12 protein-coding genes are annotated in these 15,248 nt (G+C 65.9%); 8 read left to right on the top strand and 4 right to left on the bottom strand.

Annotated elements, in window-relative coordinates; translation table 11 throughout:
• Window positions 1-28: 28 nt before the first annotated feature.
• The gene (locus tag FB459_RS15450; RefSeq protein WP_246092485.1) at window positions 29-2,002 is read right to left on the bottom strand and encodes a glycosyltransferase; all 1,974 of its coding nucleotides are present in this window, start codon (window positions 2,000-2,002) and stop codon (window positions 29-31) included.
• A gap of 100 nt (window positions 2,003-2,102) precedes the next feature.
• Between FB459_RS15450 and FB459_RS15445 the strand changes: the two genes are divergently transcribed.
• The 5 genes from FB459_RS15445 (at window position 2,103) to FB459_RS15425 (ending at window position 8,038) form a co-directional block, all read left to right on the top strand.
• Window positions 2,103-3,515, top strand: a complete 1,413-nt coding sequence (locus FB459_RS15445) for a tyrosine-protein kinase domain-containing protein (protein WP_141929116.1) — start codon at window positions 2,103-2,105, stop codon at window positions 3,513-3,515.
• 65 nt (window positions 3,516-3,580) lie between these two features.
• Complete coding sequence (locus FB459_RS15440; RefSeq protein ID WP_211345211.1) at window positions 3,581-4,234, top strand: phosphatase PAP2 family protein; 654 nt, start codon at window positions 3,581-3,583, stop codon at window positions 4,232-4,234.
• Entirely contained in the window at window positions 4,182-5,807 is a 1,626-nt protein-coding gene (locus tag FB459_RS15435) for an oligosaccharide flippase family protein (protein WP_170221964.1), read from the top strand. Before FB459_RS15440 ends, FB459_RS15435 begins: the two co-directional genes overlap by 53 nt.
• Before the next feature lie 4 nt (window positions 5,808-5,811).
• Window positions 5,812-6,813 carry a glycosyltransferase family 2 protein gene (locus FB459_RS15430; protein WP_129625913.1) on the top strand — a complete coding sequence of 334 codons (1,002 nt, stop codon included), beginning with the start codon at window positions 5,812-5,814 and terminating at the stop codon, window positions 6,811-6,813.
• 82 nt (window positions 6,814-6,895) lie between these two features.
• The gene (locus tag FB459_RS15425) at window positions 6,896-8,038 is read left to right on the top strand and encodes a glycosyltransferase family 4 protein (RefSeq protein ID WP_170221963.1); all 1,143 of its coding nucleotides are present in this window, start codon (window positions 6,896-6,898) and stop codon (window positions 8,036-8,038) included.
• A gap of 625 nt (window positions 8,039-8,663) precedes the next feature.
• Here FB459_RS15425 and FB459_RS15420 read toward each other — a convergent pair.
• Together FB459_RS15420 and FB459_RS15415 are read right to left on the bottom strand one after the other, a co-directional pair.
• Window positions 8,664-9,725, bottom strand: a complete 1,062-nt coding sequence (locus FB459_RS15420) for a glycosyltransferase family 4 protein (protein WP_141929113.1) — start codon at window positions 9,723-9,725, stop codon at window positions 8,664-8,666.
• Window positions 9,718-10,662, bottom strand: a complete 945-nt coding sequence (locus FB459_RS15415; protein ID WP_141929112.1) for a UDP-glucuronic acid decarboxylase family protein — start codon at window positions 10,660-10,662, stop codon at window positions 9,718-9,720. The genes FB459_RS15420 and FB459_RS15415 overlap by 8 nt, the downstream gene beginning before the upstream one ends.
• Before the next feature lie 86 nt (window positions 10,663-10,748).
• Here FB459_RS15415 and FB459_RS15410 point away from each other — a divergent pair, with 86 nt between their 5' ends.
• Together FB459_RS15410 and FB459_RS15405 are read left to right on the top strand one after the other, a co-directional pair.
• Complete coding sequence (locus tag FB459_RS15410; RefSeq protein ID WP_281279577.1) at window positions 10,749-11,840, top strand: glycosyltransferase family 4 protein; 1,092 nt, start codon at window positions 10,749-10,751, stop codon at window positions 11,838-11,840.
• Window positions 11,841-11,899: 59 nt separating this feature from the next.
• Entirely contained in the window at window positions 11,900-12,970 is a 1,071-nt protein-coding gene (locus FB459_RS15405) for an acyltransferase family protein (protein ID WP_168990241.1), read from the top strand.
• On the opposite strand, the gene FB459_RS15400 is transcribed toward FB459_RS15405, so the two are convergent.
• Window positions 12,946-13,965: a glycosyltransferase family 4 protein gene (locus FB459_RS15400; protein ID WP_168990240.1), complete on the bottom strand. Its 1,020-nt coding sequence runs from the start codon at window positions 13,963-13,965 to the stop codon at window positions 12,946-12,948. The two genes, FB459_RS15405 and FB459_RS15400, sit on opposite strands and share 25 nt — an antisense overlap.
• Window positions 13,966-14,146: 181 nt before the next feature.
• Between FB459_RS15400 and FB459_RS15395 the strand changes: the two genes are divergently transcribed.
• Window positions 14,147-15,241 (top strand): glycosyltransferase, encoded by a 1,095-nt coding sequence (locus FB459_RS15395; protein WP_141929110.1) that lies wholly within the window; start codon window positions 14,147-14,149, stop codon window positions 15,239-15,241.
• Window positions 15,242-15,248: the final 7 nt, after the last annotated feature.

Raw genomic sequence — 15,248 nt, 5'->3', positions numbered from 1 at the left:
GCCCGGGTCCTATGTGCGCCTGCCCTGATCAGGTCGTCGACTCGGACCTGTCAGAGGTTCGCACAATTGCGGCACGCACCGCCAACGGCCCCCGCAGATAGCGACGTGCTCGGCCTCGAGCCTGCGCCCCACGCTCGCCGCTCAGCACAACACCGCGGGCGGCCGCGCCGGCGATCTGCGCCCAGCGGGCCACCTGCCATCCGGTCGCCCCGAAGTGCTTGCGCTGATAGATCTCCTGCGAGGCGTGGAAGTGAGCCTCGCGCACGTCCGAGTTGCCGCTGGTCGCGGCACCGATGTGCAGCGCGTCCACCTCCGACACCAGCACATGCCGCCACCCGAGGTGCGCGGCGCGAACCGCCCAGTCGGTCTCCTCGGCGTAGAGAAAGAACCGCTCGTCGAAACCGCCCACCTGGGCCAGCGCCTCGGCGCGCAGCAGCATGATCGCCCCGATGACGTACGTGTTCTGTGGGCCGAGGCGGCCGAGACCGACCGCTTCGAGCACCGACCGGCCCGGCGAGGGGAGCGGCCAAGCGACCCGTGACGGACTTCCGTCGGCATCGTGTTGAGCGGGCGCGACGCTCGCGAGGTCCGGGTCGGCCAGGAGGTGGGTATGCAGGATGTGCACCTCGGCGGGGGAGATCACGGCGTCGGGGTTGAGCAGCAGGACGTCGGCGCCCGCCACGTCGGGCCGCCCGAGCGCGACGTTGACTCCCGCGCCGAACCCGCCGTTGCGGTCGGGGTCGACGTAGGCGGCCCCGTGGCGGGCGGCGACCTCGGCGATGTCGGTCCGTGAACTGTTGTCGACCACCGTGATGTCGAAGCCGACGAGGGGCGCGAGCGCGCGGTCGACGAGGTCGGGGGAGCCGTAGGCGACCAGCACGACGTGCACTCGGCGCTCCCCGGTCGCCAATGGCTCGTGCAGCATCCGGCGGTACATCTCCACCTGGTCGGCAGCGATCTGCCGCCAGTCGTAGTGCACGCCCCGTGCGGTCGCGGCCGCCGAGAGACGACCGTGCTCCGGCTCGGTGCCGGCCCGCACCAGCGCCTCGGCCAGCGCGTGGGGGTCGGCTTCGGGCACCAGCAGGCCGCCGTCGCCGACCACATCGGGTAGGGCACCGCTGGCGGAAGCGACCACTGGGGTGCCGCAGGCCATCGCCTCGACGGCGACGCGGCCGAACTGCTCGATCCAACTCGGCGTGGTCAACGACGGCACGGCCAGTACGTCGATTTCGCGGTAGAAGTCGGCGAGCGCCGCACCGGAAAGCGACCCGCGCCAGGTGATCCGCGGCTCGATCCCCAGTTCCGCGGCCTGTGTTCGAAGCCGTGCCTCGGACGGACCCGCGCCGGCGAGTTGGAGATGCAGCCGCGGTTCGAGGGCGAGCGCCTCGAGTAACACGCCCACTCCCTTGTGCGATTCGAAGCGTCCGGCGTAGCCGACGCAAATCTCACCCGTTGTCGGTCGGTGGTCGGGACGGGGTGTGAATTGGGAGGTGTCGATGCCGAGGCCGAGCAGCGTCGACCGGCCGGGGAATCCTTTCCGCTCCACGATGCGCCCGGCCTCGGCGTTGCAGACCTGCACGGCCGCTGCGTGCCGCAAGGCCCAGCGTTCGAGCCAACGGAACGGCACGGGGTAGCGCTTGTCGAGGTTCTGCGCGGAGTAGAGCACGTACGGCGCCGGTTGGCGGGCCAGCCGCCGTAGCAGCAGCACCTCGGCAGTCGCCAGCGCGAACGGTTCCTCGTGGATGTCGATGACGTCGAGCGGCCGGCGCAGCTCCCGCCAAACGGGCCGCGGGTCGTAGACGAAGAGGGCAGGGTGCTTACCCCGAGTGGCCACCCCGGTCACCTGCTCGCCTGGATGGGGAGTGAGCGTGACGTTGCGCCCGCCTTCGTCCCACACCTTCGCCGACAGCAGCCGGAGGTCGATGTCATGCGCGCGGATCAACCGATCGCGGGCCCGCCAGGCGGTGACGACCGCGCTGTGCGAGAGGCGTAGGACACGCACGTTACACTCCTGCAGAATTGGGGTAAGGACAGTTGGGGGCGTCCACTGACGCAGCATCATCGCTGACGACGACGTGTCCACCGGACAGATGGATTCAATCGTGACCTTGCGTGAGTTTCTGAGGGTAATGCGCCGCAGATGGCGCATCATCGCCCTGTGCACCCTCGTCGTCGTCGCGGTCGCGGCTCTCGTCACCATGCAACAGCCCCGCTCCTACACTGCGCGATCGAGTTTTTACCTCCAGACGACTGCCCAGAGTTCAAACGCGAACAATGGCATCGCAGTCATCACTGCACAAGATCTCAACACCTATGTTGCGGTCCTCGGATCGCCCCCGGTCATCGAGCCCCTTCGCCGCCGCCTCGGGCTGCCGGCCGGGTACCCGATCAATGTCTCGGCGACAGTCAATCCAAGCGCTTCCATCCTGAACGTCACTGCCGTCGATTCCGATCCTCGTCGGGCGGCCGCCATCGCGAATGCAACGGGACCCCAGCTCGCCGAGGCCGCAGCCACCTTCTCGCCCTTGCTGAAGTCGTCCGGCCAGGCTGTCGCCGCGACCACGATTTCGCCGGCCGGCGTGCCTGCGTCACCGACGTCGCCGAACGTCACACGCAACATCGAGATTGCCGCGCTTGCAGGCCTGCTACTCGGCGTCGCTTTCGCCCTCATGCGCAATGTGTTCGACACGAAGGTTCGAGGCGAGGGTGACCTGCAGACGGTGTCGGACAGCCCGCTTCTGGCGGCTCTCCCGGCAGACAATATGCAGAAGGTGATCTCGTCCTGGAACTCGCGCGCAGCGGAGCGCCACGGCTACCTGGAGGCCGTGCGTCGACTGCGCACGAGTCTCATGTTCGTCGACGTCACGACCACCGGGAACGCCTTTCTGATCACGTCTGCCGTGCCGGGTGAAGGGAAGACTTCGACGGCGATCAACTTGGCCCGAGCCGTGGCGGAGACCGGCTCTCGCACGCTGCTTGTGGACGCCGACCTCCGGAGGCCGACCGTGGCGAGCACGCTCGGCTTGGAAGGCGCGGCCGGGTTGACGACTGTGCTGCTCGGCCGGGCCGACCTCAACGACGTGATTCAGCCCTACGGCGACACCAACCTCCACATCCTCGCCGCCGGGCAAGTGCCGCCGAACCCGAGCGAACTTCTCGGTTCCCAACGGATGACCGAGGTCTTCGAGAAGCTCGGAGCAGACTTCGACTATGTCCTGGTGGACAGCCCTCCCGTGCTCCCGGTGGTTGACGCGGTGCTGCTCGACAAAATGACCGCCGGACTTGTGATGGTCGTGGCTGCAGATCGAACGCGAAAGCGGGATCTCGCACAGGCGGTGAAGGTGCTGCAGACCGCCGGTGTCGAGATCGACGGTTTTGCGATGAACATGGTGAGCGCGAAGTCGGAGTCGTACTACGGCACTTATACCTATGAGTCGGAATCGTCGACGCGTTCGGGGACCAAGCGTGAAAGCCACGCGAAGGGTGGCCGGCGGCGGGCACTCGCGCGCCGGTGACCGAGCGACGGCGCCACTGCCGGCGGTCCATGGTCGCGGGGGCGGCCCTGTTCGCGCTGTTTGTCGTGTCCTACCTCGTGTCTGTCCGCTCGGCGCAGGGCCAACGCCTGGACTCAGCGACGAACAACTTCCTGCACAACCACATCGGGTCACCGATCGACACTGTGCTTGGTGAGATTGCCCGCGATGTGGGGCCCGTGCTGGCCTTTGTCGTCGTCGGCCCGTTCGCGATCGTCGCTGCCGCGCGACGCCGGTGGTGGGCACTCGTCGCAACGACGATAGTCGCGGTGGCACCTGTGATCGCTTGGCTCCTGCGTCGCAGCGGTCCGGATCGTCCCGACTTCGGCGTCTCGCTCCCGAGCAACAACACCTATCCGTCGACCCACGCCGCGCTCATTGCATCGGCTTGTGTCGCAACCGTGTTCCTCTGGCCGTCGCGCCCTCCGCAGGTCGTCCTCGTGGTCGCCGCGGGAGCTGCCGGTCTGGGGGCGCTCGGCAACGTGGTGAGTTACGCCCATCTGCCCAGCGACGTGCTCGGAAGCTTGTTGCTCGTTGCGGGAGCGACGGCGATCGCAATGGCCATCAGCGGCTGGCGACGACGGGTGATCGTTGACTCCACCAACACGTTTGACGAGGTTCCGAGTTCCGTCGGCGTCGATGAGTACGGTGAGCGCGACAGCGAGGCTCGAAGATGGTGGAGCAGCGAAGGTGAGCGCTGAAAGCGGCCCGGGGCCGGATCAAATGGCCAGCGCTGGGGCTGCCGGACAACTGGGGCCCCGGGCACTGCAGGACCGGGCGATCCGCGGTGCGAGTTGGACCATGCTCCACACGATCACTGCTGTTCCCATGGGCTTCGTCGTCAATCTGATCCTGGCACGGGCGCTGGGAGTCGTTCATTACGGACGACTCGCGTTCCTGATGACGTTGATGGACGTCGTGGGCGGGATCATCGCAGTGGGGGTGACGACTGGAACGATCCAGTTCGGCGCCAAGCGGCACGCACTAGGGCGCCACGACGACGTTCGACGGCTCCTGTCCAAGGCACAAGGCTTCCGACTGTTCATCGCGGCACCCCTGCTGACGCTCGTGGTTTTGCTCGTGGCCGATGTACCTCTGCCGATGCTTCTGCTTGCGCTTGTGTTCGGTGTCTGGTGCCCTGCGCTTCTTGACGGCGCGACGACATGTCTTGCGATCGAGAACAAGACAGCCGCCGGCGCCCAGAACGCGATGGTTGTGAACATATTGGTTCAGGCGGCGACGTTACTTTCACTCTGGTTGGTAGGCACGGCAGACGCTGTCTGGGCTGCTCGTCTGGCCGCTGGCGGGCTCGGGGTTGGCCTCGCCCTCGTTGTTGTTGATCCCGGCTATCGGCGCGCGGTACTCCACCCACAGATTCCGGTGGGCATGCCGGCGGGTTTCTGGAGATTCGCAGTGCCAACGGCGATCGGAGGGCTCGTTGCCACGCTGGTCCTGTCGCGCACCGAAGTGTTCTTCCTCGCCTGGCTCGGGGACGCGGCGGCGGTCGGTACTTTCGCTTTGGCCTACGGCCTGGCGTCGCACATCTTCGCCCCAGCGCAGGCATTGGTCGGACCGTTGATGCCCGCGATCTCCGGACTTCGGGAGATTCAAGCATCGGCGGTGGAGGCGGCATTCCGGCGGACGATCCGTGCTTCAGCGCTGATCGTTTCGTTGTTGTTGGTCGCAGGTGTTCCGTTCTTCGCACTGCTCATGCCAGCGCTCTACGGAGACGCCTACTCGCAGAGCGAACCGATGTTCGTCGCCCTTGCGATCTCTGCCGGGTTGCTCGTCGCAAGTGGTCCGGTCTCAGCGTTCGTCATGGGGCGCCTGGCCGCCGGCACGATTCTCAGGGTCAACTTGCTGGCGCTGATCGTCGATGTGGGTGTCGCATTCGCACTCATTCCATCGCTCGGCGGATGGGGAGCAGTGATCGCCAATGTGAGTGGGGCGCTGGTCCAACTGGTCCTGCTCGTCGGCAGCGAACTGCGCGCGATGCAGATGCCTTGGTCCGAAATGGTCAAGCAGACGGGGAGCCTGACATTCGCAGTCACGGTCGCAGTTGCGACATGGGCCCTGATCGAGCCGATCCAGCTGGGTCGGTGGGTCGCAGCATTCTGTGCGATCCCCGTCGGGTGTGCAGTCTTCCTTCTGATGCTTCGGACCACTCGGGCCGGCCTGGCACAGGAAGACGCCGTCGCCATCCAGCGTGCTATGCCACGTCGCCTCCACCGCTCCGCCGGGGCAGTGCTCCGGCTCTTGACTGTGCAGGGTTGAGGTAATGGATCATGTGGTTGTGGTTCTCTCCTACTTCGGTAGGGAAGACACGTTGCGTTGTCTCGACTCGATCGTACTGAGCGAGCCCACGATTCACCCGCTGGTGATCGACAACGGATCCTTCGACGGTGTCATCGATGCGTCCCGCCTGCGATTCGGTGACCGCATCTCAACGCTCCAATTGGGAACGAACGGGGGCTTCACGGGAGGCATGAACGCGGGGCTCCGTTGGGCGCTGGAGCGGAGTGCCCGGACGGTGACTGTGCTCAACAACGACACCATGGTTCTGCCCGGCGCCCTTGAGCAACTGGAACTGACAGCTGCAGGAGGGGCCGCGGTTGCGCCGGAGGTCCGGTATCTCAGCAAGCCCGGCCGCGTGTGGTTCGGTGGTGGCGTCGTCGACCCGTCCACAGGGCTTGCGCGCCATCTGGGCGAGGGCGAATTGTCGCCGACCGACGACGGCGTTCGTGAGTCCGAGGTGCTCACCGGCTGCTGCATCACGGCCACGGCGGCGGTGTGGCGGCGCGTCGGGCTGTTCGACGAGCGGTTCTTCCTCAACTTCGAGGACTCCGACTGGAGTGTTCGGGCTGCGCGGCTTGGAGTTCCGCTGCTGGTCGACACACGTGCGGTTATCCACCACACCGTTTCCGCTTCATTCGCAGGAGAATTCAGCTACCTCGGATTGTACTTCTACGCGCGCAACGGTCTGACGTTTGTGCATGAGCGCACGAATGCGGGAGTGCTCGGCGAGACCCGCTTCCTACGAAGACAACTGCTTCCGCACCTCAAGCCGCGCCCAGGCCGGGGCACCCGGGCCGTCGTACGAAACGGGCTTGTGCTGGGCTACGCCCTCCGCGACGCGGTCACCGGCCGGTTCGGTGCGGCGCCTGCTCGGCTCCAACGAGCCGCAAAGCACTGGGCCGAGCAGGACCCACAGTCGTATGCAGCGGGCGGCAGTGCGGAAAGCGACCTCCGCGCCGTTGGATCCGACTGCGAGGGTGATTGAGCGACAGGGCAGGATGGAGACGTGATCGAGTTCGGCGATTAATGAGCAATGGGGGATTGGCATGACAGGTGCGGGGCCGTCGGTGGCGTTTGTGCGAGGTAGCGCGCTGAACCCGTTCGAGACGCAGGTATTCGCCGGCCTGGACGGCTTCGAGGTCCGAGCCATCGGAGAGTCGCCCGCAAACTATGAGGTCGACCTGGTTCCCGTGCCAGTCACACTGCTGGCGCCGCACGTGAACGGGCGAGCGGTGCGAGTTGCGCGCCGCGCCGGGTTGCCCCTGCCCCCACCCCTGAAGAAGGCCGGCATGCTGCGCGGACTGCGCGAAGCAATCGGGTCGGCCGACATCGTCCACGCTGCGGAGACGTTCATCCCGTTCACTGACCAGTGCGTCGAAATTGCCCGCAGCATCGGCGCTCGGCTTGTGTTGACCTGTTGGGAGAACATTCCGTTCCTGTACGACGATGACCCGGTCATGACGCAGCGCAAACAGCGTGTCCGCGACGCAGCCGCCGTCTTCGTAGCGGTGACGGAACCGGCGCGGGACACGCTGATTGCCGAGGGAGTGGAAGAAGACCGGATCCGAGTCGTTCCTGCGGCCCTGAACACGGATCGATTCGAGTCCGGTCACGACCGCTCGTTCCTTGCGGCGCGGGCCGGCATCCCTGCCGACGCGCCGATCGTGCTCTTCGTGGGTCGGATGATCAGGGAGAAGGGCGTCATCGAACTCGTCCACGCCTTCTCAAAGGTCGTCGGTGCTGCGGCGGCTCCCCACTTGGTGCTTGTCGGCAATGGCCCGCAAACGACAAGGGTGAAAGTGGCCGCGGAGGCACTCGGTGTTGCCGAGCGCGTTCATCTGCTGGAAGGTCAGTCGTACGCGGACATACCCCGGGTGTTCCGGTCCGCCGATGTCGTTGTCATCCCGAGCCTTTCCACGCCGTATTGGCAAGAACAGTTCGGATACGTCCTGGCCGAGGCCATGGCGTCGGGGAGGCCCCTCATAACGACCAGGACGGGTTCGATCCCGCATGTCGTCGGGGACGCAGCGTGGGTGGTCGATGATTACGACATTGACGGACTGACTCGCGCCATCGCGGAGACGCTCACCAGCCCCGACGTGGCGGCAGAGCTTGGTCTGCGTGGCCGGTCTCGGGCAGTCGAGCGTTACTCCGTGGCGGCCGTCGCTCCACTATTGGCCGCGGCCTACGAGGACGCACTGTCGCGGTAAACGGACCCGTATCCAGCGCCTTGTCAGGCACGGCGCTCGGCTCAGCAACCGAGGCAGACGCATCGAGGTCAGGGACAGGAGCATCTTCAGGCGGCACGACCGCCAGTGTCTCGGTCATTACGGACCTTCCCCGCCAACCGCCACGGTCAGTCCCCCGCACGCCTTGGAGGGGTCTATGTGGGAATTATGGAATCCCTCGCGCGTTATCATTAGCATGGCGCGAATTCCTCAGCGAACTATCGGGCCGGGTTGCGCGAGCGCTCGCGCATCATCGCTGCGCAGAGAGATCAGGCGGCCGGTAAGGGTGATTTCGACTCTGTTCGGGCGTGCGATTCTGGCCTGAGTCGTACTCGTGAACTTTACGGGTTCCAGGCATTGGACGCGGCGAGGGGGTGCTATCGGCGAGGTGATAAGCGAGGCACAGCGACGCATCTCTCGGTGGCAGTCGGGCTTACGCGGGGCGCTATACTTGCACCCTCGTTCCGGCGGTCACTTCGCGTGCAGGCATCTCAAAGCGTTGAGGCAGTGTCGAAGTTGTTGGGCGCAGCATCGCAGGTGGTTTCTGCATCGCAGCATCCTCGGGCCCGCACTTGTCGCCGTCTGGCAGAGCCGACAGGCGATGTGCTCAGCGGTGTAGTACTCGATTACGATAGTACGCCTCGTAGCGGTCGATCACTCGATCGAGGGAGAAGTCCTCGCTGCGCTCGATCGCTTTGCGCCGCAACGACTCTCGATAGGGGCTGCTGGTCAATACCTTCACGAGCGCAGCGCCGAGCCCGTCGAGTTCGGCGAGCACCCCGCCGGTCTGCCCGCTCTGCAACACATACCGCGCACCGATGTTGGGCGTTGCGACCACCGGTGTGCCCGAGGCCATGGCCTCGGCATAGGGAATGCCGAACCCCTCATAGTCCGACGGCAGGCAGAACACCCATGCGCTCGCATACGCACGCGCCAACTCCTCGTCGGAGAGGCGACCTAGCGCCCGCACACCGTGGGGCAGCGTCGCGGGGGCATCGTGCGTCACCATCAACAGCTCGGCGTCGGGCACCTGGGGGCGCACCTCGGCGGTGAAGATCCGGGCGAGTTCGGCGCCTCGTTTGCGGTTGCGCCACGTGCCGACAAAAAGGACCGTGGGGTGGTCTGACTTCGGCGCCGCCGCAGGCGTGAAGCGTGCGGTGTCAACGCCGTTGGGCACGACATCGAGCACCCACGGCATCCACTTGCGGGTGTCGGGGGAGACCAAGACGGTCCGGTCCGCAACGACCGAGGCGAGCAGTTCGGTCACCCCGAGCGCGCCCATCCGCAGCTTCTCCTTCGCGCCGGGAATGTGCTTCGCCTCCTCGAAACACGACCCGTGCATGGTGCGTACGTGAACAGGCGCACGACGTTTCCACAGCCAGTAGTCGTCCCCGTGTGCGTGCACGACGTCGAAGCCGGAGAAGTCGATGCGCCTCAAGTGGGTCGCGAAGCGGAAGGTCCGCAGCGGTCCTTCGACCGCGACGAGCCGGTGCGCATACCGCGCATCCTCGACGGGCGGGGAGTCGCTGAACATTGTGACGTGGTGGCCTCGATCAGCAAGAGCGTTGGCCAATGCGTGCGCCTGGTAACCGACCCCGATCTTGCTGGCGCTGGGCAGGTAGTGCGAGATCATCGCGATCCGCAGCGGATCGGCGGTGAGGTCAGGCATCTTGCAGCGACCGGAAGTGGTCGACGGTCTTCGCGAGACCGTCGTCCAGTACGACCTGCGGGGCCCATCCGAGCTCCGACTGGGCGAGCGAGATGTCCGGGCGGCGTCGCACCGGGTCGTCCTGGGGGAGTGGACGATGCTCGATCTGCGAGTCGCTGCCGGTCAGCGCGATCACCTTCTGGGCGAGTTCGAGCATGGTGAACTCGCCGGGGTTGCCGATGTTCACCGGGCCGGTGAACGAGGGGGGCGAATCCATCAGCGAGATCAGCCCCGAGACCAGGTCGTCGACGAAGCAGAACGAGCGAGTCTGCTGGCCGTCGCCGTAGATGGTGATCGGTTCGCCGGCGAGCGCCTGAACGATGAAGTTCGACACCACGCGCCCATCGTCGGGACGCATCCGTGGCCCGTAGGTGTTGAAGATTCGAGCCACCTTGATCGGTAGGTCGTGCTGGCGCCAGTAGTCGAAGAAGAGCGTCTCAGCGCACCGCTTGCCCTCGTCGTAGCAAGAGCGGATGCCGATCGGGTTCACGTGGCCCCAGTAGCCCTCCTGCTGGGGGTGCACCTCCGGGTCGCCGTAGACCTCGGAGGTCGAGGCGAGCAAGATCTTCGCCCCGGTGCGCTTTGCCAGGCCCAGCATGTTGATCGAGCCGTGCACGCTGGTCTTGGTGGTCTGCACAGGGTCGCGCTGGTAGTAGACCGGGCTTGCCGGGCAGGCCAGGTGGTAGATCTCGTCGACCTCCACGTACAGCGGGAACGTGACGTCGTGCCGAATCAGCTCGAACGACGGGTGGCCGATCAGGTGGTGCACGTTCGACCGCAGGCCCGAGTAGAAGTTGTCGACGACGAGCACCTCGTCTCCCCGCTCGAGCAGGCGCTCCACCAGGTGTGACCCGATGAATCCCGCGCCGCCAGTAACTAACACCCGACGTTCGACCATTGCCGCCCTATTCCGCGTGAAACCCCCTGGTCCGGAAGTCGGACCGACACACATCGAACCATGCCCCATGTTGTTTAGTTGAGCTTGTGCGGATATGGCTGGCACCCAGTGCCTTCTTTCCTGCCAAGGGGGGCGTCGAAGAACTCACACTCCAGTTGGCGCGGCAGTATCAGCGACGCGGTCACGAGGTGACCGTCGTTGTCCATCGTCACCCGTCCGAGCTCCCCGAGGTCGACGAGGTGGAGGGGGTTCCGGTGCGCCGGATCCTCTTCGACTTGCCCGGTTGCGACCCGCGGGCGCTCGCCGGTTACCCGGCGACCGTCGCCCGTCAGTTGCGAGCGTTGGCAGCGATCGGAGCGCCCCCCGATGTGTTGCACGTGCAGTGCCCGGCCAACCAGGTGCCGGCCCTCACGGCCTATGCCGCGCGGCACCGCGTGCCGTTCGTGATCACCACGCAGGGCGAGGTGACGATGGACGCGGGACAGATCTACCAGCACAGCGCCCAGATGCGTCTGGCGCTGCGCACCGGGTCACGGCGGGCAGCGCTGCTCACCGCGTGCTCACGCAGGGCCGGCGACGACGCAGCCGCCGTGGCCGCACGCTTCGCCGACTGCCTTGTGGTGCCGAACGGCGTCGACCCCGCCCAGTGGGAAGTGACCGAACTGCCCACCCAACCGACCTTCGCTGCGTGGGGTCGCCACGTGCCGCAGAAGGGTCTCGACCTGCTCATCCGGGCGTTCGCGTTGGTCCGCACGGAGTTGCCGGACGCTGTGCTGCGCATCGGTGGCGACGGCGAACAGACCCCGGCATTGCGCGAATTGGCCGGTTCCGGAGTCGAATTCGTCGGGTCGCTCGACCGCTCCGGCGTCCAGGACCTGCTCGCGCGCAGCCGGGTCGCCGTGGTGCCGAGCCGGCTCGAACCCTTCGGGATCGTCGCCGTCGAGGCGATGGCTGCTGGGCGGGGCGTAGTCTGGAGCACCAACGGTGGACTCGCCGACGCGACCGGCGGCTTGGGTTGGGGCGTCGACCCGAATGACACCCGCGCCCTCGCAGATGCACTCGTCGCGGCGCATCGCGAGCCAGTCGACCCCATGGCTGCACGATCCCACGCGGAGTCGTTGTCGTGGGAGCACGTGGCGGACATTTACCTGCGCGTGTATTCCGATCTAATCGCCTGAGGATGTTGCACAAACGCAGCCTGCGGGTGGAACGACATCGGTTCGGCTTGGAGGGTGTCATGCATGAAGATGTCAGGGCCGCACGTCCGGGGCATCTTCCGGGCCTCGACGGCCTTCGGGGCGTTGCCGCGATGGCCGTTGTCATTTTCCACATGTCGCTCGGTCCGGCGGCGAACGGATTCGCGGGCGTCGACGTGTTCTTCGTGCTCAGCGGGTTCCTCATCACTTCGCTGCTGGTGCGGGAGCACGCCGCCACGGGTTCCGTGGCACTCGGCCGGTTCTACCTGCGGCGACTCCTCCGCCTATACCCGGCACTCGTCCTAACCTGTGCCGGAGTGCTGCTGCTCGGAACACTCACCGGCGAGTCCGGTGAGGTGGCCGGAGCATCTCTCGCCGCGCTGGCCTACGTCGCCAACTGGTGGATCTACCTCGGCCACGCGGCCCCGTTACTCGAACACACGTGGACATTGTCGATCGAAGAGCACTTCTATCTGCTTTGGCCGATCACGTTGGTGCTCGTTTGGTCGCGGCGCGGGTTGTTCCGCGTGCTCGGCATCGGGATCGCAATAGCTGCAGTCGTCGCGGTGATGGTTTCCTGGCCTAGCTCGATAGCTGCTGTACGCGCGTCATACGTACGTGGGGTGCCGATCATTTGGGGGAGCCTAATGGCCGTCGCCATGCGCCGCTGGGACTTCGGACGGGTAGGTCGCCCGCTGCGGTGGCTCCAAATTGTCGCATCGCTCCTCCTGCTTGGCCTGCTTGTAGTGCCGTGGGAATTCGGTTGGGTCACCGGAGCGTTCGGCGTCGCAGGGCTCCTCACTGTGGTGATCGTGCTGGGAATAGCGGTGTCGCCGGGCGGCGCGGGCGAGGTGTGGGCGAACCGCGTTCTCGTCTGGCTCGGACGTCGGTCGTACGGCCTGTACCTCTACCACTTCCCGATTCTGAGCATGTTCGCCCATCAACTCCGGGTCGGACCCGACTGGCTGCGCTCTTGCGCCGGCCTGGCGGTCACGCTGGCCGTCGTCGCCTTCTCCTACCGATTCGTCGAATTGCCGTTTCTGCGTCTGAAGGACCGCCGTTTCGCCAGCGCGTTTCGTGGTGACGCTCAACGCCCTTCCGCGTCCCGGTAGACCTCCAGCGTCGCCTCCGCGGTGCGCGTCCAACTGAACTCCGCGGCCCGCTCGACACCTCGCGCACATAGCTCGGCTCGCAGACCGCGGTCTTCGATCACCCGGAGCAGCGCGTTCGCGAAGCCCACGACATCCAGTGGCGCCACAGTGAGGCCCGCATCGCCCACGACTTCCGGGATGGATGAGGTGTTGCTGACGACCACCGGCGCGCCGCATTTCATCGCCTCGAGCGGAGGAAGGCCGAATCCTTCGAACACGGACGGGAGGACGAAACAGTCGCAGGCGCTGTACCAGCAACTGAGTTCTGCGTCAGGAACATGTCCGGTGAAACGGATACGGGACGCGAGCCCGAGTTCGCCGACAGCGGTTTCGAACGCTGCGTTCTTCCATCCTTCGCCGCCGACGATGACCAAGGTGTGCGGGATGCGGTCGGCGATGGACGCGAAGGCGTTAAGGAGGGTGAGAAGGTTCTTGCGCGGTTCGATCGTCCCGACGGCAAGGATGTACGGCGAAGCCATGGTGTCGCGTCGGAAGGCTTGGAGGCGATCGGCTGGTGGGCGCTGAATCGTCGGCGTGGCCGCAAGCGGGATTGCCTCGATTCGGTCGGCGGGAAGGCCCGTCCAGTCCATGAGGTCCGAAGCAGTGGCATGCGAGACCGTGATCACGCGGCGCGCTCGGTGCACGGATTGCCGGGTCGCCGCCGCCAGATAGGCCGTGCGGGACTTGGGCGCGTGTTCTGGGTATCGGACGAATGCGAGGTCGTGCACGGTAACGACGCTCGGCGGCCCGAGCAGGGGAGCCACCATCACCGGCCCATGGAGCAGATCAACATCCATCATTCGCGCCCGTGCGGCGAGCGCGGTCTGTTCCCAAGCGATGCGGCCCACAGGGTGCCGAAGCGGACCGGATCCGCCGGGACTGATCGACACGATGTCCTCGTCGTCGCGGGTGAGCGGTCCCATGGCGGCCAACAACTCGCGGATGTACCTGCTCACTCCGGCCTGACGGAAATCGCCTGCCGAAGACAGGAGCGCGGTATTGACCCCGATGCGCATACTTATTCGCCAACCCCCTTGATGGTCTGACCCGGCGTGAGCCTACGGGATCGGGTTCAGGCGTCGGCAACCTCGAACCGGACGCACCAGTACTGCGACAGTCCGGGCATACTGAACGGCGATGAGAATTGCCATCGCACACGACTACCTGACCCAGCTCGGCGGAGCCGAACGCGTCGTCCTTTCACTGATGAAGGCCTTCCCGGGAGCGCCGGTGCACACCACGCTCTACGACCCCGACACCACCTTCCCTGAGTTCCGAGATGCCGATGTGCGCGTGTCTCCACTCAACAAGGTGGGGGCACTGCGAACCAACCACCGCATTGCGCTTCCGTTTCTCGCCCCTGCCGCCTCTCAGGTGATGATCGACGCTGATGTCGTCGTCGCATCGTCCAGCGGGTGGGCCCATGGATTCCCGACCACCGGAAAGAAGCTCGTCTACTGTCACTCGCCGGCTCGGTGGCTCTATCTGCCGGAGGAATACCTAGGTACGAAGGCCGGGGTGATCAAGCCTGCGCTCTCGGCCATGACACCGGCCCTCAAACGTTGGGACGCGCTGGCCGCGAAGACCGCTGATCGCTACCTGGCCAATTCACATGTTGTGCAGGAGCGCATCAAGCAGGTGTACGGGATCAGCGCCGACGTGGTGTTTCCACCGCATCGCGTCGAAACCGACGGTCTGCAGGAGCCCGCCGCTGAAGTGGTCCAGCGTGGATGGCCCGACTTCCATCTGCTCGTGTCGCGGCTACTTCCGTACAAGAACGTGGACAAGGCCATCGACGCCTTCAATTCGATGCCGGACGAACGGCTGGTCATTGTGGGGCGCGGACCGATCGCCGATCGACTCCGTTCGTCGATGGGTGCGAATTGCGTTCTGCTGGAGGGAATTCCGGACGCCCAGCTGAGGTGGCTCTACGCTCACGCGAGGGCCTTGGTCGCGCCCAGCCACGAGGACTTCGGCTTGACGGTGATCGAGGCGGCGGCGTTCGGCACGCCTACCCTCGCGCTGCAATCGGGTGGCTATCTCGACACGGTGAAGCCTGGGGTGAGCGGCTACTTCTTCCCAGTGGCCGAAGCTGACCAGATCGTCGATGCGGTCCGTCGACACGCCTCGTTGCCGCTCGACCGTGCCCACGTGACCGCGCATGCCGCGACCTTCAGTGAGGAAGCGTTCATCTCAGCGATCCGGCGAGCCGTCGGCGAACTCGTGAACTGACTCACCA

This window comes from Yimella lutea (assembly GCF_006715095.1).
Taxonomy (GTDB): domain Bacteria; phylum Actinomycetota; class Actinomycetes; order Actinomycetales; family Dermatophilaceae; genus Yimella; species Yimella lutea.
The sequence above is the reverse complement of the archived record's forward strand: the minus strand, read 5'-3'. Positions and strand labels throughout refer to the sequence as shown.

Excerpts from the sequence above, each read along its gene's own strand:
- FB459_RS15430 (WP_129625913.1), top strand. The coding sequence starts at position 5,812 with ATGGATCATGTGGTTGTGGTTCTCTCCTACTTCGGTAGGGAAGACACG.
- FB459_RS15420 (WP_141929113.1), bottom strand. The coding sequence starts at position 9,725 with ATGCCTGACCTCACCGCCGATCCGCTGCGGATCGCGATGATCTCGCAC.
- FB459_RS15415 (WP_141929112.1), bottom strand. The coding sequence starts at position 10,662 with ATGGTCGAACGTCGGGTGTTAGTTACTGGCGGCGCGGGATTCATCGGG.
- FB459_RS15405 (WP_168990241.1), top strand. The coding sequence starts at position 11,900 with ATGCATGAAGATGTCAGGGCCGCACGTCCGGGGCATCTTCCGGGCCTC.
- FB459_RS15395 (WP_141929110.1), top strand. The coding sequence starts at position 14,147 with ATGAGAATTGCCATCGCACACGACTACCTGACCCAGCTCGGCGGAGCC.